General features: G+C 60.3%; 19 protein-coding genes. 8 read left to right on the forward strand and 11 right to left on the reverse strand.

Features of this window, described 5'->3' with window-relative positions:
• Positions 1-17: 17 nt before the first annotated feature.
• Genes J5Y17_RS08870 through J5Y17_RS08880 form a run of 3 tightly spaced genes read left to right on the forward strand, consistent with a single transcriptional unit; the run spans position 18 to position 3,838 of the window.
• On the forward strand, positions 18-1,265 hold the full coding sequence (locus tag J5Y17_RS08870; RefSeq protein WP_219784893.1) for an FAD-binding oxidoreductase: 1,248 nt from the start codon (positions 18-20) through the stop codon (positions 1,263-1,265).
• Positions 1,262-2,275, forward strand: a complete 1,014-nt coding sequence (locus J5Y17_RS08875; protein ID WP_219784894.1) for a 4-hydroxyproline epimerase — start codon at positions 1,262-1,264, stop codon at positions 2,273-2,275. Before J5Y17_RS08870 ends, J5Y17_RS08875 begins: the two co-directional genes overlap by 4 nt.
• A gap of 48 nt (positions 2,276-2,323) precedes the next feature.
• On the forward strand, positions 2,324-3,838 hold the full coding sequence (locus J5Y17_RS08880) for an aldehyde dehydrogenase (NADP(+)) (RefSeq protein WP_219784895.1): 1,515 nt from the start codon (positions 2,324-2,326) through the stop codon (positions 3,836-3,838).
• 68 nt (positions 3,839-3,906) lie between these two features.
• On the opposite strand, the gene J5Y17_RS08885 is transcribed toward J5Y17_RS08880, so the two are convergent.
• From J5Y17_RS08885 to J5Y17_RS08930, 10 genes are all read right to left on the reverse strand, one after another.
• On the reverse strand, positions 3,907-6,315 hold the full coding sequence (locus J5Y17_RS08885) for a membrane-bound PQQ-dependent dehydrogenase, glucose/quinate/shikimate family (RefSeq protein WP_219784896.1): 2,409 nt from the start codon (positions 6,313-6,315) through the stop codon (positions 3,907-3,909).
• A gap of 232 nt (positions 6,316-6,547) precedes the next feature.
• Positions 6,548-7,723 (reverse strand): acetyl-CoA C-acyltransferase, encoded by a 1,176-nt coding sequence (locus tag J5Y17_RS08890; RefSeq protein WP_219784897.1) that lies wholly within the window; start codon positions 7,721-7,723, stop codon positions 6,548-6,550.
• Positions 7,724-7,734: 11 nt separating this feature from the next.
• On the reverse strand, positions 7,735-9,027 hold the full coding sequence (locus tag J5Y17_RS08895; RefSeq protein ID WP_219784898.1) for an ArgE/DapE family deacylase: 1,293 nt from the start codon (positions 9,025-9,027) through the stop codon (positions 7,735-7,737).
• Between the two features lie 8 nt (positions 9,028-9,035).
• Entirely contained in the window at positions 9,036-9,719 is a 684-nt protein-coding gene (locus J5Y17_RS08900; RefSeq protein ID WP_255571986.1) for a 3-oxoacid CoA-transferase subunit B, read from the reverse strand.
• A complete protein-coding gene (locus J5Y17_RS08905; protein ID WP_219784899.1) occupies positions 9,706-10,398 on the reverse strand; it encodes a CoA transferase subunit A in 693 nt (230 codons plus the stop codon). The genes J5Y17_RS08900 and J5Y17_RS08905 overlap by 14 nt, the downstream gene beginning before the upstream one ends.
• The gene (locus tag J5Y17_RS08910; RefSeq protein WP_255571987.1) at positions 10,385-11,722 is read right to left on the reverse strand and encodes an aspartate aminotransferase family protein; all 1,338 of its coding nucleotides are present in this window, start codon (positions 11,720-11,722) and stop codon (positions 10,385-10,387) included. Before J5Y17_RS08910 ends, J5Y17_RS08905 begins: the two co-directional genes overlap by 14 nt.
• Before the next feature lie 22 nt (positions 11,723-11,744).
• Positions 11,745-12,527: an amino acid ABC transporter ATP-binding protein gene (locus J5Y17_RS08915; protein ID WP_219784901.1), complete on the reverse strand. Its 783-nt coding sequence runs from the start codon at positions 12,525-12,527 to the stop codon at positions 11,745-11,747.
• A gap of 16 nt (positions 12,528-12,543) precedes the next feature.
• Positions 12,544-13,200 (reverse strand): amino acid ABC transporter permease, encoded by a 657-nt coding sequence (locus tag J5Y17_RS08920; protein WP_219784902.1) that lies wholly within the window; start codon positions 13,198-13,200, stop codon positions 12,544-12,546.
• A gap of 39 nt (positions 13,201-13,239) precedes the next feature.
• The gene (locus J5Y17_RS08925; RefSeq protein WP_219784903.1) at positions 13,240-13,887 is read right to left on the reverse strand and encodes an amino acid ABC transporter permease; all 648 of its coding nucleotides are present in this window, start codon (positions 13,885-13,887) and stop codon (positions 13,240-13,242) included.
• Positions 13,888-13,966: 79 nt separating this feature from the next.
• Positions 13,967-14,752, reverse strand: a complete 786-nt coding sequence (locus J5Y17_RS08930; RefSeq protein WP_219784904.1) for a transporter substrate-binding domain-containing protein — start codon at positions 14,750-14,752, stop codon at positions 13,967-13,969.
• A gap of 148 nt (positions 14,753-14,900) precedes the next feature.
• On the opposite strand from J5Y17_RS08930, the gene J5Y17_RS08935 reads away from it, so the two are divergent.
• Positions 14,901-15,857: a LysR family transcriptional regulator gene (locus J5Y17_RS08935; RefSeq protein WP_219784905.1), complete on the forward strand. Its 957-nt coding sequence runs from the start codon at positions 14,901-14,903 to the stop codon at positions 15,855-15,857.
• A 105-nt stretch (positions 15,858-15,962) separates the two neighbouring features.
• Here the strand turns inward: J5Y17_RS08935 and hemP are convergent, their stop codons facing one another.
• Positions 15,963-16,124 (reverse strand): hemin uptake protein HemP, encoded by a 162-nt coding sequence (hemP, locus tag J5Y17_RS08940; RefSeq protein ID WP_219785121.1) that lies wholly within the window; start codon positions 16,122-16,124, stop codon positions 15,963-15,965.
• Positions 16,125-16,573: 449 nt separating this feature from the next.
• On the opposite strand from hemP, the gene J5Y17_RS08945 reads away from it, so the two are divergent.
• The 4 genes from J5Y17_RS08945 to J5Y17_RS08960 are packed head-to-tail and all read left to right on the forward strand — an operon-like array spanning position 16,574 to position 22,405.
• A complete protein-coding gene (locus J5Y17_RS08945; protein ID WP_219784906.1) occupies positions 16,574-17,581 on the forward strand; it encodes an efflux RND transporter periplasmic adaptor subunit in 1,008 nt (335 codons plus the stop codon).
• On the forward strand, positions 17,578-18,657 hold the full coding sequence (locus J5Y17_RS08950) for an efflux RND transporter periplasmic adaptor subunit (RefSeq protein WP_219784907.1): 1,080 nt from the start codon (positions 17,578-17,580) through the stop codon (positions 18,655-18,657). The genes J5Y17_RS08945 and J5Y17_RS08950 overlap by 4 nt, the downstream gene beginning before the upstream one ends.
• Positions 18,654-21,707 carry an efflux RND transporter permease subunit gene (locus J5Y17_RS08955; protein WP_219784908.1) on the forward strand — a complete coding sequence of 1,018 codons (3,054 nt, stop codon included), beginning with the start codon at positions 18,654-18,656 and terminating at the stop codon, positions 21,705-21,707. Before J5Y17_RS08950 ends, J5Y17_RS08955 begins: the two co-directional genes overlap by 4 nt.
• Positions 21,704-22,405, forward strand: a complete 702-nt coding sequence (locus J5Y17_RS08960) for a TetR/AcrR family transcriptional regulator (RefSeq protein ID WP_219784909.1) — start codon at positions 21,704-21,706, stop codon at positions 22,403-22,405. The genes J5Y17_RS08955 and J5Y17_RS08960 overlap by 4 nt, the downstream gene beginning before the upstream one ends.
• Positions 22,406-22,409: the final 4 nt, after the last annotated feature.

Here is a 22,409-nt window from a genome sequence, read left to right on the forward strand (position 1 = left end):
AGGGAAGGGCTCTCTTCATGCAGGTTTGTGTTATCGGAGCGGGAATCATCGGCTCGAGTGTCGCGCTCGATCTGGCGCGTGATGGCCATGAGGTGACGCTGCTCGACCGCGACTCTGTGGCTGCCGGCGCCTCGCAGGGCAACGCGGGGGCCTTTGCCTTTGCCGATGTGATTCCGCTGGCGACACCGGGGATCATGAAGAAGGCGCCGAAATGGCTGCTTGACCCGCTTGGGCCGCTCTCGGTGCCGCCCGCCTACGCATTGAAGATCACACCCTGGCTCATCCGCTATTGGCGCGCGAGCTGGCGGGACCGCTATGCCGCAGCGCTCAAGGCGCAATCTGAAATGATGCGCCTGTCGCAAGACGCGCTCGATACGCTGGTTGCTGATTTCAACCTCTCCGAACTGATGCGGCCTGAAGGGCAGATGCAGCTCTACGAAGGAGAGGCCGCGTTTCAGGCCAGCCAAACGGGCTGGGACGAGCGTCGCAAGGCCGGTGTGAAATTTGAATTCCTGACAGGCACCGAGGCGATTGCCGAAATTCAGTCTGGTATTGATCCGCGCTTTACCCATGCGGGCTTTACGCCCGAGTGGAAAAACGTCACCGATCCGGCGGTCTGGACCCGACGCATCGCCGAAGAGGCGCAGCGTCTGGGCGCGCGTTTTATTCGGCGCGAGGTCACCCGAATTGAGCCGACTGACCAAGGCGCGATTGTGCATTCGTCTGACGGGGAGGAGCGGTTCGATAAGGTGGTTCTGGCCGCTGGTGCCTATGGCAATCCGCTTCTCAAATCTCTTGGCCTCAAGCTGCCGCTCGAAACGGAGCGCGGCTATAACACCACGCTGCCTGCGGGCGCGTTTGACCTGAAAACCCATCTGACATTCTCCGATCATGGCTTTGTTGTCACGAAAATCGGCGAAGGCGTACGGGTCGGTGGCGCGGTCGAACTGGGCGGGATGACACTCGCCCCGCGCATGGCCCGTGCCGAGGCGCTTTTGACCAAGGCCAAGCGGTTCCTGCCGACACTCGACACAGACGGCGGCAAGCAATGGATGGGGTTCCGCCCCTCCATGCCGGACAGCCTCCCTGTCATCGGCGCGCACCCTGAGACTTCTTCCGTGGTGTTCGCCTTTGGCCATGGCCATCTCGGGCTCACGCAATCTGCGGGAACCGCCCGGCTGGTCTCTGATCTGATCGGTGGTCGCACACCGCCCCTCGATCTCACTCCGTTTCGTCCCACCAGATTTGCCGGATATCGCGCATGAGCAATCACACCTTCACCTGTATCGACGGCCACACCTGTGGCAACCCTGTGCGTCTCGTGGCCGGCGGTGGTCCGCGTCTCGAGGGCGCGAATATGATCGAAAAGCGCGCGCATTTTCTGCGCGAGTTCGACTGGATCCGCACCGGGTTGATGTTCGAGCCGCGCGGGCATGACATGATGTCCGGTTCGATCCTCTATCCGCCGACGCGCGAAGATTGCGATGTTGCCGTGCTGTTCATCGAAACCTCCGGCTGTCTGCCGATGTGCGGTCACGGCACCATCGGCACAGTGACCATGGCGATTGAGAACGGGTTGGTGACGCCGAAAGTGCCGGGCAGGCTCATGCTCGATACGCCCGCCGGTCCCGTGTCCATCGACTACCGCCAAGAGGGCCGTTTCGTCGAAGAGGTGCGCCTCACCAATGTGCCCGCCTTCCTCTATGCCGAGGGGCTGACCGCCGAGATTGACGCGCTGGGTGAGGTCACGGTGGATGTGTCTTATGGCGGTAATTTCTACGCCATCGTCGAGCCGCAGGCCTGTTTCAACGACATGGCTGATTTTACGGCGGGGGAATTGATCGAGATGAGCCGGGCGCTGCGCCGCGCGCTCAATGAAAAATACGATTTCGTGCATCCCGAAAAGCCGGAGATCAACGGCTTGTCGCATATCATGTGGACCGGCAAGCCGACCGTCGAGGGCGCGACGGCCCGCAACGCCGTGTTCTATGGCGACAAGGCCATCGACCGTTCGCCTTGTGGCACCGGCACCTCGGCGCGTATGGCGCAATGGGCCGCCAAAGGCCGGCTCAAAGTGGGCGATGAGTTCATTCACGAAAGCATTATCGGCAGCCTTTTCAAGGGCCGGGTCGAAGCCGCCGTCAAAGTCGGTGCCGAGGACGACGAGCGCGATGCCATCATTCCCTCGATCGGCGGGTGGGCGCGTCAGACCGGCTTTAACACCATCTTCATCGACGACCGCGACCCCTATGCTCACGGGTTTACCGTGGTGTGAGGTGTCGTGCGCGGCGTCGACTGTTCTGAGATTCTGAAAGGATACGACATGACATTCACCCCGCATGGGAAACATTTGATTGTAGGCGATTGGGTTGCAGGCGAGGACGCGTTTACCTCCACGCCGACGACCGGTGAGGGCCAGCGTTTTTCTAAAGGCACGCCCGCGCTGATCAATCAGGCCGTGCAAGCCGCCGAAGATGCGTTTTGGACCTATGGCTATACGACGCGCGAAGAACGCGCGGTGTTTCTCGAAACCATCGCCGCCGAGATCGAGGCCCGCGCCGATCTGATCACGCCCACCGCAATGGCCGAAAGTGGCCTGCCCGAAGCGCGCCTTGTGGGCGAGCGCGGGCGGACGACGGGGCAGCTCAAACTCTTCGCCGATCACATCCGCAAGGGCGACTATCTGGACCGCCGTTATGACGAGGCGCTGCCCGACCGCGCGCCTCTGCCGCGTCCCGATCTGCGGCTGATGCAACGTCCCATCGGGCCGGTCGCGGTTTTCGGTGCGTCGAACTTTCCGCTGGCCTTCTCGGTCGCGGGCGGGGATACGGCCTCTGCTTTGGCAGCGGGCTGTCCGGTTGTTGTGAAGGGCCACGAAGCCCACCCGGCCACCTCTGAGATCGTTGCCGATGCCTTCAAAGCCGCGATTGAGAAATGCGGTTTGCCTGCGGGCGTCTTCTCCATGGTGCATGGTGGCACGCATGAGGTCGGCGCGGCTTTGGTCCAGCATCCGTTGATCAATGCCGTGGGCTTCACCGGTTCATTGGCCGGTGGTCGCGCGCTCTTTGATCTGTGCGCCAAACGCGTCAACCCCATCCCGTTCTTTGGCGAGCTTGGCTCCGTGAACCCGATGTTCCTTTTGCCGGAGGCGCTCTCTGCGCGCGGCGAGGCGCTTGGGCAAGGTTGGGCCGGATCGCTGGCGATGGGTGCAGGGCAGTTCTGCACCAATCCGGGGATTGTTGTGGTTGTCGAAGGTGACGAAGAGCAGGCCTTTACCAAAGCCGCACTTGAGGCGCTCACCGCCACCGGGTCGCAGGTTATGCTCACTGAGGGCATCGCTAACGCCTATGTCAAAGGCGGCGATAAGATCAAAACTCAGCCCGGAGTGCAGGAGCTTTTGACCCAGATGTGCGATCGCCGCGAGGCGAAGCCATTCCTGTTCAAAGTGAAGGCAGAGGATTGGCTGGCGAATGAGGTGCTGTCTGAAGAGGTCTTCGGACCTTTGGGTCTCATCGTCACCGTCAAGGACGCGGCGCAGATGATCGAGGTGGCGAAATCCTTCGAGGGTCAGCTCACCGCAACGCTGCATATGGATGATGCCGACATGGCGCTCGCGGGCCAACTTATGCCCATTCTCGAACGCAAGGCGGGTCGGGTGATGGCCAATGGGTTCCCGACCGGCGTCGAGGTTTGCAATAGCATGGTGCACGGCGGGCCTTACCCGGCCTCGACAAATTTCGGAGCGACCTCGGTGGGGACGATGGCCATTCGTCGTTTCCTGCGTCCGGTCTGCTACCAGAATATTCCGGCGGCGGTTCTGCCGCAGGACCTTGTCTAACCTAGATTTCGCCGAACATATGAGCGCTGGCCAGCCCACGGTGTGAACTGGCCAGCGCTTGTTTTTTATCAGCCTTGCGGCAGAGCGTAGGCGATCAGGTAATCGCCGCGATCCGGCGACTGACGGGCACCGCCAGCGGAGATCACGATGTACTGACGCCCGTCTTCCTGCGACACGTAGGAGATCGGCGTGCCTTGCGAGCCAACCGGCAGGCGGACTTTCCAGACCTCTTTGCCGGTCGCGCTGTCAAAGGCACGCAGCCAGTAGTCTTGCGTGGCAGCAAAGAACACCAGACCGCCTTGCGTCGACAGTGACCCACCGATGGTCGGCATACCCACAGGCATCGGAAGGCGCATCTTCATGCCGAAGAGAACCGTGTCCTGAACCGTGCCAAGCGGCGCTTCCCAGGCGACGGACTGCGTGTCGAGATTGACAGCGGTCAGCGTGCCGAACGGCGGCTCCTGACAAGGAATGCCCAGCGGCGAGAGGAAGCGGTTTTTGTTGACGGAGTAGGGCGTGCCTTTGAGCGGAACGCCACCCATCACGGTGTTGACGGCTTCGGAGCCATTGGAAGCCGCAGCATCCGGGTCCTGTTCCATCATATGCACCCAGAGGCCCAGACGCATGTCGTTGATGAAGATGGTGTTCGCGGTCGGATCATAGGACAGACCGCCCCAGTTCATCCCGCCAAGCGAGCCCGGGAAAGACAGTGAATAATCGGTGTCCGGCGCGGTGTAGAGACCCTCGTAGCGATAGCCTTTGAAAATCACACGACACATCAGCTGATCGAACGGGGTTGCGCCCCACATGTCTTTCTCGGTCAGATGCGGCGCACCGATTTGCGGCATGCCAACGGAGAGCGGCTGTTTCAGGGCGTATTTCTCGCCCGGAATGGTCGCTGGTTTGACGTCGATCTCTTCGACCTCGGTCAGGGGCTGACCGGTCGCACGATCAAGCACAAAGATCTGCCCGGCTTTGGTGCCAAAGATCAGCGCAGGCGTGCCTTTGAAGTCGATCAGCGTCGGCTGCATCGGCACGTCAAAGTCCCACAGATCGTGGTGCACGGTCTGATAGACCCATTTCTCGTCGCCGGTGGTGGCATCGAGGGCAAGGATGGAGGCGCCGTATTTCTCGTCTTCCGGCGTGCGTTCCACACCCCAGAGGTCGATGGCGGCGTTGCCGACCGGCATGAACACGGTGTTGCTCTCCGCGTCATAGGTCATCGGCGCCCAGACGTTCGGCGTGGAACGCGTATAGGCGGTGCCGTCGGCAGGCGCATTGCGATCTTCGGGATTGCCCGGATCGAAGGCCCATTTCATCTCGCCGGTGATGGCGTCAAAGCCACGCATCACACCGCCCGGCATATCGAGCGCCACGTTGTCGGCGACACGTCCGCCCACAACCATGGTGGAGCCCGCCAGAAGTGGCGGTGAGGTCAGCGAGTAGAGCGGCGCTTGCGCGTCCCCCAGACCCTGTTTCAGGTCGATCATGCCCGCGTCACCAAAGCCTTCGCAAAGCGCGCCGGTTTCGGCATCCAAAGCCACGAGCACCGCGTCGATGGTGTTCATGTAGATGCGTTTCTCACAGGCGGCCCCTTCCGGCAGGTTGAACGGGGTCACAGGCGTTGCGCCTTCGACGGTCGGCTGTTCGAGCGGAATAGACGTGTCGAGATAGGCCAGACCGCGACAACGCACCCAGGTGCGGGTGTCCGTCGGGAAATCATGACGCCAGTTCTCTTCGCCAGTCGTCGCGTTCACGGAGAGCACGATGTTGTTGGGCGTACAGAAATAGAGGTCTTCACCGACTTGCAGCGGTGTGCCTTGGTCCTCGGAGCCGCCACCATTGGGGGAGTCCGGAATGTCGCCAGTGCGGAAGGTCCAAGCGACCTCAAGCTCGTCGACGTTGTCGGGCGTGATCTGATCCAGCGCCGCAAAACGCGTGGCGTCGGGCGTGGAGCCATAGCTGCTCCAGTCCGTCGGCGCGCCTTCGGCAACGGGCGTTTCACCCGAAGCGATCTCGAAATTATGCTGACCATGCGGCTGGAACATGCCCCAGACCATGCCCAGAACGACAACCAAAGACACCGCGGCAATGCCGAGGAACGGTCCCGTCATCGGCGCACGACCGGCGCGTTTGAGCGTCAGCGGGTGAAGCGCCATCATGAGCATGAAGATGATCAAGAAGGTAAAGATCCGGGCGTGCAGAGGCCAGAAATCGAGGCCTGCTTCCCAGAACGCCCAGACCACGGTCAGGGCAAAGGCGATGGCGTAGATGATCGTGCCGCTCGGCGAGCCGCGCATGATCTGAACGCCGGAGGCCACAAGCGCGAGCCCCATAAGCAAATAATACCAACTGCCGCCACGCGCGATCAACATCACGCCGCCAACAGCCAGCCCGAGACCCACCAGCGCCAATACTGCGCCAAGCAGGACGAGCAGCCATGTCCATGACTGCTTCGAGGAGGTTTCTTCGGTCATTTTCTATCCTAATTGACAGTGTTTTCACTGTCATTTGAGCCGTGTGGACCGACCGCCCCTCCTCCCAAAGCAATCGTAACATAGCACAAATGAACACCGCGCTCTTCTCACGCGTGGCAATGTGCCTCAATACAAAGAATTCAACACTGCCCTGCGCTAACACGCACAGAGATTCACATTCTGTTGTGCGAATATGTTTCTTTGTGGTGCTCAGCGCCGCGGCTCTGAAGCCCTAGAAAATCTCGAACAGCCCTGCCGCGCCCTGACCGCCACCGATGCACATGGAAACGACGCCATAGCGTGCCCCGCGACGCTTGCCCTCCAAGAGGATATGCCCCGCCATCCGCGCGCCTGACATGCCGTAGGGATGCCCGATAGAGATCGCGCCGCCGTTGACGTTGAGCAACTCGTCAGGAATGCTGAGGCGATCGCGGCAATAAAGAAGCTGCGCCGCGAAGGCTTCGTTGATTTCCCAAAGGCCGATGTCGTCAATCGACAGACTCGCGCGGTCGAGCAGGCGCGGAATGGCAAACACCGGACCGATGCCCATTTCCTCCGGCGCAACGCCCGCAACGGCAAATCCGCGAAAGGCGCCAAGTGGCTCTAATCCACGCTTTTCGGCCTCTTTACCGGACATGACGATACAGGCCGAGGCCCCATCGGAGAGCTGGCTTGCGTTGCCGGCGGTGACGCATTTGTCAGGCCCCAAAACGGGTGTGAGGCTGGAGAGTCCCTCAAGCGTGGTGCCGGGGCGATTGCATTCATCCTGCTCCAGTCTCACCGCCTCCTCATGGCTTTCGCCTGTGGCCTTGTCGGTCACAATCTTAGTGGCCTCCACCGGAACGATTTCGTCAGAAAATAGACCCTGATCCTGCGCAACAGCGGTTTTTTGCTGTGACGCCAACGCATAGGCATCCTGCGCGTCGCGAGACACGCCGTAGCGCTCGGCGACCACTTCTGCGGTCTCGATCATCGACATGTAATAGCTGTCGGGAACGCCGGGGGACTTGTAACGATAGCCGTTCCAGTGATTGTTCTGCACCAGAGAAATAGAGTCTAATCCACCGGAAAGTGCCACATCCACGCCCTCGGCCATGACCATATGAGCGGCCGAAGCGATGGCGTTGAGGCCCGAGGCGCATTGCCGGTCCAGCGTGACGCCTGCGACTGTGTCGGGCAGACCGGAGGCGATCGCGATGTGACGCGCGACGTTGATGCCGGTGGAGCCTTGGGTCAGGGCTGATCCGAACACGGCCTCTTCGATTTCTCCACCTTCGAGACCCGCGCGCGCCACAGCGGCCCGCACCGCATGGGCAGCCAAAGCGGGGCCTTCGAGGTTGTTGAACGCGCCGCGATAGGCTTTGCCGATGGGGGTGCGGGCGGTGGAAACGATGACTGCGTCACGCATGAGTTTGGTCCTTAGAGAGTTTCGACGCCGCACCAGTCGGCGATAAAGAGTGCGGTGGATTGGGTGATGCGGCGGATGCTTTCAAGCTCGACACGTTCGTTGAACCCGTGAATTGCCTCGGCGCGGGGCCCATAGACCAGCGCGGGCGTTTCGGCATAAAGCCCGAAGAACCGCGCATCGGTCGTCGCCGTGATCGCCATGCGGTCCAGTGCCTCGCCCGTGGTGGCCAGATGCGCCTGATCCAGCGCGCTGATGGCGGCTTTGGCGGTGGAGGATGTGTCTTCGGAGAGAGCATACCCCTCGGCCATGAAGCCGTGATAGACCACCTCTGGCAGGGCGTTCTTGAGAAAGGCGTTTTGGCGCGCCGCGTCTAAAATAACCTCTTCGATCTCGGCCTTCGCGGCTTCGATATCCTGCCCCGGAAAGATCGCCATACGCACGTCGATCACCGACCAAGCGGGGACAGAACTGGTCCAGTCGCCACCTTGAATCTTGCCGATGTTCAGGTTCAGCGCATGGTCGTGATGGGCGAAATCCTTGTGCCGTTGGTCAGCGGCGTTCCAGCGATGCTCCATCTCATGGAGTGCGGCAATGAGCGGGATCGCGGCCTCAATGGCATTGGCGCCCGAGCCCGCATAGGCGACATGGGTCGGCAATCCTTTGAGATGCACCTGAAACCAGATCACGCCGATCTGGGCGGTGACGAGTTTCTCCTCGAAGGGTTCGGGGATCAGCGCCGCATCGGCTTGATATCCGCGCGCAAGACAGGCCAGCGCCCCATTGCCGGTGCATTCCTCCTCGACGACGGATTGAAAGAATACGTCGGCCGCAGGCGCAAGGTTCAAGTGGCGCAGCGCATCCAAGGCGAAGAGGTTGGAGGCCAGTCCCGCCTTCATGTCGCCTGCGCCCCGACCATAAAGCCAGCCGTCGGCGAGATGCGGTTCAAAAGGCGCGCGGTCCCACATGTCCAAGGGGCCAGCGGGCACCACGTCGATGTGACCATTGAGAATAAGCGAGCGACCCTTTTGCGTCTGGCTCTTGTGGGTGCCGACGACGTTTTGCGCGTCCTCATAGGGGGTGAGCACCGGCGAGAATCCCGGCAGATGGCTAATTTCATCGACGTTGATCTGCCATTGATCGACGGCCAAGCCGCGATCTTTTAGCTCCGCGGCCATGAAGGTCTGCGCGCTTTGCTCAGCCCCGCGGGTCGACGGGTGCGCGGTCAACTCAGAGAGGAATTCGATCTCGCGATCAAACAGCGTATCGACCGCAGAGAGGATGCGGGTTTGAAGCTCTTGGTCCATGACGTGCCTCAGAAGGTTGGAATGTCGGTGTCGGGCAGGATCAGCTTGGCGCCGGTGGCGGCGATGACTTCGGTCACGCTCACACCCTCGGCCAATTCGCGCAGGGCAAAACCCTCGGGGGTCACGTCGATCACGGCCATGTCGGTGAAAATCCGATCTACGGCGCGCTCCGCAGTTAGTGGCAGGGAGCAGCGTTCCAACAGTTTGGGATTGCCCTTGCGATCCGTGTGCGTGGTCATCACTACAACGCGCCGGGCCTTTTGCGCCAACTCGATGGCGCCGCCTGCGCCGGGGGAAAATTTGCCCGGAATTTTCCAATTCGCCAGATCGCCGTTTTGCGCGACCTCAAAAGCGCCCAGCATGGTCAGATCAAGCCGCCCGGAGCGCACCAGCGCGAAAGACACCACACTGTCGAAATAGGCCGAACCGGAGACGGGAGAGACATAGGCCCCGCCCGCGTCGATGAGATTGCGGTCGGCTTTCTCATAAGGCAGCGTCGGGCCGATCCCGGTCATGCCGTTTTCGGTGTGCAAACAGACGGGCAGGTCGGCGGGCAGGTGGTTGATCACCTTGGTCGGCAGGCCGATGCCGAGATTGACCACCATGCCGGGGGTGATGTCACGCGCGGCGCGGGCGACCATGCGGGTGCGCGGGTCGATGGGTTTCACCTCTGGAAGTTTAACGTCTGACAACGCCGTAATCCTCGCTGATCTCAGGGAGTTCGACCACCTGGTCGACGAAGGCGCCGGGGGTTTCGACCTCTTCGGGGGACAGATCACCCAGAGGCAAAAGCCGCTCGGCCTCCGCGATCACTATGGTTGCGGCCATGGCCATCGGCGGGTTGAAATTGCGCGCGGTGGCGGCATAGGCGAGGTTGCCGAAAGGATCGGCGCGGTCCGCATGGATGAGTGCGACATCGGCGCGAAGCGCGGGCTCGACCAAAAGCGGCTTGCCGTTCATCTCGACGACTTGTTTGCCCAGAGCCAGCTCTGTGCCGATGCCAATGTCGGTCAAGATCGCGGGGATGCCCGCACCGCCTGCACGGATGCGTTCGGCCAGAATGCCCTGTGCGCAAAACTCGACCTCAAGACGAGCGTCATTCATCATCGCGATCGCATTCGCGTTCAGGCCCAGATGGGTGACGATCAGCTTTTTCACCTGACCGCTGGCCAGCAAATGGTCGATCCCCATCCCCGCCTCGTTGGCGTCGTTTTTCACCAAGGTCAGGTCTTTCTGACCCTGACGCTGCAATTCGCGGATCAGAGAAAAGGGCGTGCCGGGCACACCGAAGCCGCCGACCAAGACGGTCGCCCCATCGGGAATGCGCGCGACGGCCGCCTCCAGAGAAGTGGATTTGTCAGGCAGTTTCATGATCAAGCACCGGAAGATCGTGGTTGGCTGCAAAAGCGTCTAGACTGTCGATCAGGATGGTCATTAACTCGTCGATCTGCGCCTCTGTGATGATCAAAGGCGGGCAGACGAGGAAATGATCGCCTTCCGAGCCGCCACGGGTGCGTCGTGCATAGATGATCAGGCCACGCTCATAAGCCAGTTCCACCAGTTCCAGATAGGCATTCCACTCTTTCGGCAGCGGCACCATGTCGTCGCGGTCTTGTGTCAACTCAAAGGCCAGCAAAAGCCCCTTGCCGCGGACGTGACCGATGAAGGGATAGCGCTCCATCAGCGCCTCAAGACGCGCTTTCAACACATCGCCCATCTTGGCGGCGTTTTCGATGATGCCTTGGTCCTGCATCTCCTCGAGCACGGCAAGACCGGCGGCACAGGCCAGCGGGTTGCCGGAATAGGTGTAGCCATGCAGGAAGCCGCCCTGCGCCTCGACGACCTCGACGATGTCACCCTTGGCGACCATGGCGCCCAGAGGTGCGTAGCCTGCAGCCAGACCTTTGGACATCGACACGATGTCCGGGATCACGCCGTAATGCTCGGAGGCCACGAATTTCCCGGTGCGCCCGGCGCCGGTCATGACCTCGTCGAAAATCAGAAGGATGCCGAATTCGTCGCAAATCTCGCGGATGCGTTTGAAATAGCTGTCGGGCGCCACAAGCGCGCCGGTGGAGGCGCCGCCGACAGGCTCCATGATAAAGGCCGCAACACTTTCGGGGCCTTCCTCGATGATCTTGTCACGCAGAAGCTCGGCGTATTTCAGGCCGCGTTCGTCCTCGGTGAGATTGTCGCGGTCGAGATAGGTGCGGGGTGCTGCGATCTTTGGCATGTCGCGCAGCATCGGATCGAAGGGGCGCGCCAGCGGATCATAGCCTGTGAGCGCCAGCGTGCCCAAGGTCGAGCCGTGATAGGAGGGAAAGCGCGAGATGACTTTCCAGCGTTCCGGTTCGCCTTTGGCCAGCGCATATTGCCGCGCCAGTTTGATACAGGACTCGACCGCTTCGGAGCCGCCCGAGACAAAAAACACGCGGTCCAGCCCCTCCGGCATCATCTCGGCAATTTTTGTCGCGAGATCTTCGGAGGCATGCGTCCGGAAGTGCAAACGGTAGCCAAAGGTCGAGCGGTCCATCTGGGCTTTCATTTTGGCCAGAACACGTGGGTTCGAATGGCCGATGTTCGACACCATCGCGCCGGACGAGCCGTCGATGTAGCGTTTGCCGGCTTCGTCGTAGAAATAAATCCCCTCGCCCCGATCCAGATAAGGACGCGGCAGCTTGGTGAGGGAAAACATGTGACTCCGATCCTGGGTCATTTTACTTGGCGCCTTCAGCATATTGAGAGAGATGTTTGCGGAGGAATTCGCGGGTCCGTTCCTCGGTCGGGTTCTGGAACACCACGGAGGGCGGGCCTTCCTCGACCACGACACCTTTGTCCATGAAGATCACGCGATCACAGACGGAGGCCGCGAAATCCATTTCGTGGGTGACGATGATCATGGTCATGTGCTCTTCGGCGAGGCGTTTCATGACGAGGTTCACCTCTTCGACCAGTTCCGGGTCGAGTGCCGAGGTGGCTTCATCAAAGAGCATGAGTTTCGGTTTCATGGCCAACGCACGGGCGATGGCGACTCGCTGTTTCTGGCCGCCAGAAAGCTGTGAGGGGAAATAGTCGATCCGTTCCAACATGCCGACGTGCTTGAGTTGTTCCTCGGCCAAGGCGTTTGCCTCGGCGTCGGAGATGCCTTTGAGCATTTTCGGCGCCATGGTGACGTTGTCGCGCACAGAGAGATGCGGGAAGAGGTTGAAATGTTGGAACACCATCCCGACCTGTTGGCGCATCGCGTTGATGTGCTTTTCATATTGGCGGTAGGGCAGATCTTTGTTGATCTGCACGCCGTCGAGCCAGACCTCGCCGCCTGTGAGCGGATCAAGATCGTTGATCGCGCGCAGAAGCGTCGATTTGCCTGACCCGGACGGGCCGATGATGGCGACAATCTCGCCCCGGTCGACGGAGAGCGAAATGTCCTTGAGCACTTCCAATTCGCCGTAGGATTTCTGGGCGTGACGGATGTCTACGAATTTGTTGGCTTCGGTCATGTCAGATCCTTGAAGCTTAGCGGGAGAGCGCGGTTTTGCGTTCGATCTTGCGCAAGACGGCTTCCATCCCGAGGTTGACGATATAGTAGAAAAGGGCGGCGACGGCGTAGAATTCAAACGGCCGATATGTGCGCCCGATGGCGAGTTGCGAGGAGAGGGTCAGCTCGGAAACGCCGATCACCGAGACCAGAGCGGAATCCTTGAGCAGTGCGATCATGTTGTTGCCAATGGGCGGGATCACATCGCGCACGGCCTGCGGGATGACCACCTTGCGGAGCGCCTGACCGCGCGAACAGCCAAGGGTGCGGGCGGCTTCCATTTGACCTTTGTCGACGGCCAGAATGGCGGTCTGGATCAGTTCGGAATTGTAGACCGCGAAATGCAGGCCCAGCCCGATCACCCCGGCGACAAAGGCCGGAAGGTCGATGCCGAGTTCCACAAGCCCGAAATAGATCAGGAACAGCTGCAACAGAAGCGGTGTGCCCATGAAGAGCCAGGCGAAGAAGCGCACCGGGAGACGCAGGATCCACGGCGCGTAAAGCGCGGTGACCGCGAACAGGATGCCACCGAAAAAGCTCAGTATCGCGGAGCAGACGGTGATGGCGATGGTCCAGAGGACGCCGATCAAAATCGTGTCGAGGTAGCCGGGGACAACGCTGAAATCAAGACCCATGGGATGCGCCTTTCGATGTCTGAATTGGGATGAGGCGGATCATGGCAGGCGCGCCTTTCGGTCGAGAAATGCGATGCCTTTGCCGGTCACGGTGATGATGATCATGTAGAGAATGCCCGCGATGAAAAACATCTCGAAGGGTTTGTAGGTCGAGCCGATATAGCGCTGGGCCGTGTAAGTTAGTTCGACGACAGAGATCGCGGCGACAAGTGCCGTGCCTTTGATCTGCGCGTTGATGTTGACGCCAAGCGGGCGGATCATCAGGCGCATCGCCTGCGGCAGGGTCACCTTTCGAAATGCCTGTGCGCGGGACAGGCCCAAGGTGCGCGCAGCCTCGGTCTGACCATGGTCGACGGAGACAATCGCGCCGCGCATGGTTTCGGTCATATAGGCGCCGATATTGACGCCAAGTCCGATCACACCGGCCTCGAAGGCATCGAGTTGAATGCCGATCTGGGGGCCGCCGAAATAGAGGATGAACAGTTGGATCAGCGCGGGCGTGCCGCGAAAGACGCTGACATAGGCCGCGCCGAGAAACCGAAGCAGGGCAAAGCGCGACAGGCGCGCTGCGGCGCCAAGCGCGCCACAGGCCAGCCCCAGCAGGATGGTGAGCACCGACAATTCGATGGTCACGACGGCGGCCTCTAGGAAATAGGGATAGACCCTAAGGATGAGCTCAAAATCCATGGGGGTGGGGCTTTCTCACGGGAGGATCGAAAGGGGCTGACCCGCCGGAAGGGGCCGGACGGATCAGCCACAGAAGTGATCAGCGGATGTCTTCGCCGATCCACTCTTCTGCAATGGTGGTGTAGGTGCCGTCTTCCATCATGGCGTCGAGCGCCTCTTGCATGGCAGCTTTCAGTTCCGGGTTGTTCTTGCGAATTGCGATGCCAGCGCCGAAGGGTTCGGTCTCCGGATCGTTGAACATTTCATATTCGTAGCCGTTCTCTTTGAGCGCGAGAATGGCGGCGATGGAGTCGTTCACGATGGCGTCCACGCGGCCGTTTTCCAGTTCGAGCAGCAGTTCCGGCAGACCTTTGTAGGTGCGGACTTTATAGCCTTTGTCCTTGGCCCATTCTTCATGGGTTTCACCCAGGGTCACGCCAACGCGCACATCTTCGAGATCGGCGAGCGAGGAAATGCCGCTGCCCGGTTTGGTAAAGATCGCGCGGCCTGTGGTGTAGTAGGGGCCCACGAAATCGACGACTTCGGCGCGCTCGTCCGTGATGGTCATGGAGCCGACGATGGCGTCGTATTTGTTGGCCAGAAGCCCGCCGATGATGCCGTCCCATGCGGTGGTGACGATCTCGGTCTCAAGGCCGATGCGGTTGTTGATCTCTGTGCCGATGGCCGGGTCAAAGCCCACGACCTCATTCGTGTCGCTCACAAAGTTGAACGGCGGGTAGGCGCCGGACATGGCGATCCGCATCACGCCTTTTTCTTTTAGTGTTTCAAGCTCTTCTGCCGCCAGAGGGGCGGTGATGCTCAGCCCGGCGAGGGCAAAGCTGCCCGCCATTACGGCCGATTTGATGAAGGTTCTGCGCTTGGTCATGTCACTCTCCTGATGGTCCATCTGTCTTTTGAAGCGGCTTTAAGCCGTCTGATTTCTTCGGCGTCGAAGGCCGCCTTGGCGAAAAAGCTTGCATGTGGCCCATCATCACGCAAATAAATAATACAAATGTTCAACATTGGTGAAATCTATGGTTAAGCCTTACGAACAGAGATTCCCCTGGCATCTCGACTGGAATTTGCTTCGCACCTTCATGGTGGTGGTCGAACAACGCGGGATTTCGCGGGCAGCGGATTACCTCGGGTTGAAGCAGCCCACGATCTCGTCGGCGCTCAAAAGGCTTGAGGACACGACCGGGCATCAGTTGATCGTCAGAAAACCGAATGAATTCAACGTGACACGTGCCGGGCGCTTGCTCTACGGCGAGTGTTCGTCGATCTTTGGCGCAGTCTCGCAACTGCCGTCTTTGCTCGAGGATGGGACGGAAGAATTGCGCGGGCATATCTCCATTGTCACCGCGTCGCATGTGATCAGTGAGCATTTCGATGACGCGCTGCACGCCTTCACAGAGGCGCACCCCAAGGTCAGTTTTTCCTTCACCGTCGCCGACAGTGAAGAGATCGTGTCGCGGGTGAACCAGAACCGGGCGTCCTTGGGGATCTGCCTTTTGCATAAAATACCGGCAGGGTTGAAGGCGCAGGTGCTCTACCGAGAGTATTTCGGCCTCTATTGCGGGCCGCGGCATCGGTTGTTTGATCGTGAAACGATTCCCCTCGCCGAACTGGAAGGCGAGCGTTCCGTGTCGTTTCAGACCGAAACCGATGGTGGCCCGCTGGAGCCCGTGGCGCGGTTGAGGGCGCGGGCCAAGATCGCTTCGGGATGGAGTGGCGTGTCGGCCAGCCTGCACGAATTGCGCCGGATGATCATCACCAATGTCGGCATAGGGTCTTTGCCCATGCATGTGGCAAAGCGTGACGTCGATCTGGGGCGTTTGCGGCAATTGCCGCCCTATGACGATCTGCCCTTGGTCAACATTTACATTTTGACCAACCCGCGCCGGAAACTCTCGGTGGCGGAGCATGCGTTTCTTGAGGCCTGTGACGCTGCCATTGCGGGGGCTAGTCTGGAAGAGCGCACCTATCGCTGACCAGCTGCGGAGCTCACCCGCGCGCAGAGATCGAAGAGATAAAGCGCAAAGCCTTCCTCAGCTCTCCGAACGCGGGGCGCATTTGGGACGTCAGGCGATGTGCTGTCATTTCGTCAGGATCAACTTGCCCGCGCGGGTGATGCGCAGGGTGTAAAGCTGGCCGTCCAGATTGATCTGGCGCGTGCTGCCATCGGCAATCAGGCTACGGGCATCGACGGGGGGAAGTTGACCGGCATCTGCGGTCATCGAAGTTACATGTGCGTTCATATCGGAGGCCTTTAAGGTCTTGTCGTTTTCATCGGTCATATTGACCCGCCTGCCTTGCGGGTGGGCGGTGCGTTTATCGCGCGGTTAAAATCACCAAGACTGGCTGGACGTTTTTCGTCTCTGCTTGCCTAGGATGTCGCGCTGTCCACGCGACTCGCCGAAGTGCTTCGGTCCTGTTGACTGGATATTAAACCTTAGTTTTTCTGTCAACTTTATCTGGACATGAAATTTTAAAAGATGTCGTGGAACGTTGCGTTCACAATGGGACATGCGGCAAATTTTAATATTGACGAAGTTGTCATTTCTAATGTTTGAAGAAAGAGCGCCGAGGTGCATATGAGGGTGGCAGCCATGTTTTGTGCCGTAACGATTTCAGGAGAAGCACCGAAATGACACCGCGAAAAACAGTCGGAACACCGCTCGGATGGCTCGTCATGGCGTTGTTTCCCATGACACTTTGGGCAGAAACGCCCATGGCCGTCGAGGTGATCAAGGCCCAATCGCATCCCATCGAACAGGAATTGCGGCTGGTCGGGTCGGTCGAGGCCTCCGACAGTTTTCCAGCGTCATTTCGGCGCGGTGGGCAGATCGACGTGTTCAACGCCGAGATCGGCATGCATTTCAACGCGGGTGACGTGATCGCCCGAATTGATCCGACAAATATTGTCGCCGAACTCGATGCGGCCAGAGCCAACCTTGACGCGGCGGAGGCGGCCTTGGTTCAGGCGGATCAGGCCCGCACGCGCGCCCAGAACCTTTTGGATCGCGGCGTCGGCACGCAGGCGCAATATGACGAAGCGCAGCAAAGCTATCTGGCCGCCAAGGCCACGCGGGATCAGGCCGTAGCGCTTTTGGAAACTGCGGAACAGGCCAATGACGACACAGTCCTGCGCGCCGCGCGCGATGTCATCGTCACGGATCGTTTCGTCGATCTGGGGGAGGTGGTCTCCGCCGGCAAAGCCGTGGTGCAACTGGCCCCGGAAGGCGAATTGCAGGCCGTCTTTCTCGCCCCCGACGCGGCGGGCCTGTCGCGTATGCGTGGGCGCGAGGTCGAGTTGGACCCGAACGGCCCGCTGCCACCGTTCAAAGCCTCGGTCACCGAGGTTCTGCCTGTTTTAACCAACACCGGGACGGTTGAAATTCGCGCGGATATTCCTGTGGATCAGACAGGTGACATTCCTATCGGCACGTCGATCTCCGGTCGTGCCGCCGTTATGACTGACACCCGGATCGTTTTGCCCTGGACTGCACTCAGTGCCAATGCCGAGGGGCCTGCCGTCTGGCTGGTCGACCCCGAGAGTTTCACAGTCTCCCTGACGTCGGTGACGATTTCGGGTTACGACGACACACATGTCGAATTGTCCGAGGGTTTGAGCGATGGCGATCTCGTCGTCGGCGCGGGGTCGCATCTTTTGTTTGACGGGCGCAAAGTCCGAGGCGTGGAGGCGACAGAATGAAACGGATCGTTTTGGGCCTTTGCCTCTGTCTGACTTCCCCGATGTTTGCTGCGGGCTCCGGTCAGACCTCCGAGATCGTGGTCGAAGGCTTGCGGCCTGTGGTCTCCGAGTTTATCTCTTCGAATCCCTCCGTCGAGCGTCAGTTCTCCGGGGTGATCTGGGGCGAGGACGTGGCGGCCTTGGCGTTTCAGACCAGCGGACGCATGGCCGCGATGAATGTCGAAGCGGGCGACCGGATCAAGGCGGGGCAGGGTCTTGCAACCCTCGATCAGATCACGCTGGCGCAGGATGTTGCCATTGCGGAGGCAGCCGTGTCTTCCGCCGAGGCGCAGGCAGAATTTGCTCAAACGCAATATGACCGTGTGGCCGCTCTCGTGGCCCGCAATGTTGCCACCACGGCCCAGATCGAGGCGGCGCGCGCCGCCAGAGATGCCGCAGTGGCTCAGGCGGACAGCGCGCGTGCCGATCTGGTTCGCGCGCGTGAGGCGGCGGGCTACGGTCAGCTGATCGCACCCCGCGATGGCATCGTGTTGAACACCTATGTCGAGCCGGGCACGATGGTGAGTCCGGGTGTGAGCGTGATGGAGATCGCCGATCCGACGGGGCGTGAGGCGATCATCGATGTGGCGGAAAGCTTTGCCTCGATCATCCCGAAGAATGCGCGTTTCACGGTCTATCACCGCGCCGAAGGTGTGGCACCGGTCGAGGCGGAGTTGAGTGTGGTCGAACCTGTTGCTGAGACCAGCCTCGACACGCGGCGGCTGCGTCTGATCCTGACCGATCCGCCGGAGGACTACCGCATCGGCACTCTGATCACCGCGAGCTACAACAGCGACAGAGCACCCGTGATGACCCTGCCGCAAACGGCGATTGGCGGAACGGCTGAGGCACCGGGCGTTTGGCGCGTAACGACAGAGGGCGACACGCGGGTCGCACATTTCACGCCTGTCACGCTGGGCGCCGAGGTCGGGGATCGCATCGTGATCGTCGAAGGCCTCGCAGAAGGCAACGAGATCATCACCCACGGGGTTCACGGATTGGAAGACGGCCAAGAGGTCGGGGAGCGTTTGCAATGAAGGGGTTCAACCTGTCCGATTGGGCGCTGGGGCATCGCTCCTTTATCTGGTTCCTGATGATCGTTGCGGTGGTGGCCGGCGCTCTGAGTTATATGCGTTTGGGGCGTGAGGAAGACCCGTCCTTTACCGTCCGCACCATGATCGTATCCGCCAGTTTTCCGGGTGCCACCGCCGAGGAAACCGTGACGCAGGTCACTGACCGGATTGAGCGCAAGCTGCAGGAGTTGCCCACGCTTGATGGCACGCGCTCCGTGACCTATCCGGGCATCGCGATGGTCTATGTCGACCTGCGCGATGATGTGCCCAACAGCGAGATTACGCCCTCCTGGACCCGTGTGCGTCAGATGATGTCGGATATTCGCGCTGAGTTTCCATCGGAATTTCAGGGCTTTTCCTTCAATGATGATTTTGGCGATGTGTTCGGCACGATCTACGCCTTCACCTCAGACGGTTTCCGCCCGGAAGAGGTGAAAGACTATGTCGAGGACATTCGCGATGTGGTGCAAAGCCTCGATGATGCGGGCAAGGTTGAACTGTTCGGCACCCGTGATCAGGTCATTCACCTCGAATTCTCCGCGCGTCGTCTGGCGGCTTTTGGCCTCGACGCGGGGGCGGTTCTGTCGTCCCTCTCGGCGCAAAACGCGATTGTGCCCTCGGGGATGATTTCCACCGAAGATGAGAACATCTTGCTACGTGTCACTGGCCAGTTCGATACGGTCGAGGCTCTGGCCCAGGCGCCTTTGCGCTCGGGCGATATTTTCTTCACGCTTTCGGATGTCGGCGAGATTTCCGAGGGCTATGACGACCCGCCGAGCGAGCTGTTCCGCTTTAATGGCCAGCCCGCCATCGGGCTCAAGATCGGCATGTTGGACGGCGGCAATATCCTCGATTTCGGCGAGGAACTTGACCGCACGATGATGGAGCAGGCTGCGCTTTTGCCGATGGGGATCGAGATGCATCACGTCGCCGATCAGCCGAAGGTGGTGGACAACTCGGTGGGCCATTTCGTCAAGGCTTTGATCGAGGCGGTGGTGATCGTTTTGGCGGTGAGTTTTGTGTCGCTGGGCATGCGCGCGGGCTTTGTCGTCAGCCTGACGATCCCGCTCGTACTGGCGCTGACTTTCGTCTTCATGGAGATGTTGGGCATCACGTTGCAGCGGATTTCCTTGGGCGCCTTGATCATCGCGCTGGGCCTTTTGGTCGATGACGCGATGATCGCGATTGAGACGATGATTTCGCGGCTCGAGCTTGGCGAGGGGCGGCGCAAGGCGGCGTCTTATGCCTGGACCTCGATTGCCTGGCCGATGCTGACCGGCACGTTGATCACCACGGCGGGGTTCATTCCCATCGGGCTCAACAGCTCTCAGGCGGGCGAATACACCCGCACGCTGTTCTATGTGATCGCGATTTCTCTGGTGCTGAGCTGGATCGTTGCGGTGCTCTTTGCGCCCGTTTTGGGCGCCACTTTCCTACCGAAGAAATGGAAACATTACGATGGCGAGGCGGGGTGGCTGCGGCGTCGGTTCCACGTCATGTTGCGGCTGGCGATGCGCTATAAATTCCTCACCGTGCTTTTGACATTCGTCGTGTTCGGCCTCTCGGTTGTGGGGATGACCAAGGTCGAACAACAGTTCTTCCCAAGCTCGGATCGCCCCGAAGTCGTGGTCGATGTGACCCTGCGCCAGAACGCAAGCATCTACGCGACAGACAGCACCATCGCCAGCTTTGAGGCGTGGCTGAAGGATCAGGACGAGGTGAGCTTTTGGACCTCCTATGCCGGAACAGGCGCGCCGCGTGTTGTGTTGACGCTCGAATCTCTCACGCCCGGTCCCAACATCGGCCAGCTTTTGATCATGACCTCCGACTTGGAGGCGCGGGATCGGTTGATCGCGAAAATCCGTGCCTATTCCGAGGCACTGCCGTCGGCGGAATTCTATCCAAAGACCTTTGAAATGGGGCCACCCGTCGGCAAGCCCGTACAGTATCGCGTCTCCGGACCTGACTATGCCGATCTGCGTGATCATGCGCGGGAATTTGCGGCGGCGATTGCGGCGGATGATCGGCTGACGGCGATTGCCCTCGATTGGAATGAACCGACGCGTGTTGTGCGGGTCGATCTTGATCAGGCGCGTCTGCGGCAGTTGGGGCTTACACAATCCGATGTGGCGGGGGTTCTCTCGTCGCTGTTCGAGGGTTCGACGGTGACCCAGATCCGTCAAAACCGCGATTTGATCGACGTTCAAATTCGCGGCGCGGAAAGTGATCGCAAGACTCTGAGCGCGCTTGAAAACCTGCAATTCGCCAATACGCAAGGCGTGGCCATTCCATTGTCCTCCATCGCGACGCTGGATTGGGTCACCGAACAGCCACTGATCCGCCAAGAAGACCGTGCGCCGGTGATCACCGTCAAGGCGGCGATTGCCAATGACGACCTGCCGGCCACGATCGTCGATGATCTCGCGCCCATCGTGGCGGCGTTCGCCGAGACATTGCCGCGCGGTTATACGGTCGAGGTTGGCGGCACCGTGGAGAGCAGCGCCGACAGTCAGGCGCCGATCATGGCGGTGATGCCGATCATGCTGCTGATCATTCTGACGCTGACGATGATTCAGGTGCAGAGCTTCCGCCTGATGTTCGTCGTCATGGCTGTCGCCCCATTGGGGCTGATTGGTGTGGTTGCCTCACTGTTGACGGCTGGGGCACCAATGGGCTTTGTGGCGCTACTCGGGGTTTTGGCCCTCTTCGGCATCCTGATCCGCAATTCGATCATTCTCATTCAGGCGATCGAAGATTTGCGGCGCGAGGGTAAATCGCGCTGGGCGGCGGTGTTTGAGGCCTCCGACAGCCGCGCACGCCCGATCCTTTTGACGGCCGCCGCGGCTTCGCTGGCGCTGATCCCGATCTCGCGTCAGGTGTTCTGGGGGCCGATGGCCTATGCCATGATGGGCGGCATCATCGCGGGGACGTTGATAACATTGCTGTTCGCGCCCGCACTTTATTGCATCGTGTTCGGCGTCAAACCTGAAGCGGAGTCCGGAGTGGAGACATGAACGATATGCCCGAGCAACAGAAAGAAGATCACCGGACGCGGGTCGGTTACGCGCGGCGGCAGAAGACGCTGGAGCGGCTGATCGAGGCGGCTATTCTGGTCTTTGCCGAGCGCGGGCTGAATGGCACGGTGATCGACCATGTGGTGAGCCGCGCGGGCGTCTCACGCGGGACGTTTTACAACTATTTCGACACGATCGAGGACGTGCTTGAGGCAGCGCGGATCGCTTTGGGGCGTGAGGTGGTGCTTTTGGTCAAGGACACTGCCGATCTGAGCCAGCCACCCGCGGAGCGTATCGCGCATGGTATCCACGTCTTTATCGAGATCGCCCGACGCAACACGCTTTTCCTCGAATTCACCGCGCGTCTGGGGCGGCGCAGTTTCAGTTTTGCCTCTGTGCTCTGCGAAACCGGACCGCGATTTATCTCTGACGGGATTGAGTGCGGTGCCTTTCAGGACGTACCGGAGAGCCTGATTTTCGACATGCTCGAAGTCGGCACCATCGCGATCCTCCGGCGGATCATGGCTGGCGATGAGGTGGATGTGGAGGCCTTCGTGGCGGCGATGCTGCGTGTTTTGGGGCTCGACTTTGAGACCTCTCTGGCGGTGGCAAACACATCGGTGCCGGACAGCCTACCAGAGATTCCTGAGGACAGTCTTTTGGCGCGGGGCAATGCGGCTTGGCTCAGCTCGCACTAAACGC

The organism is Celeribacter sp. PS-C1 (assembly GCF_019429625.1).
Taxonomy (GTDB): domain Bacteria; phylum Pseudomonadota; class Alphaproteobacteria; order Rhodobacterales; family Rhodobacteraceae; genus Celeribacter.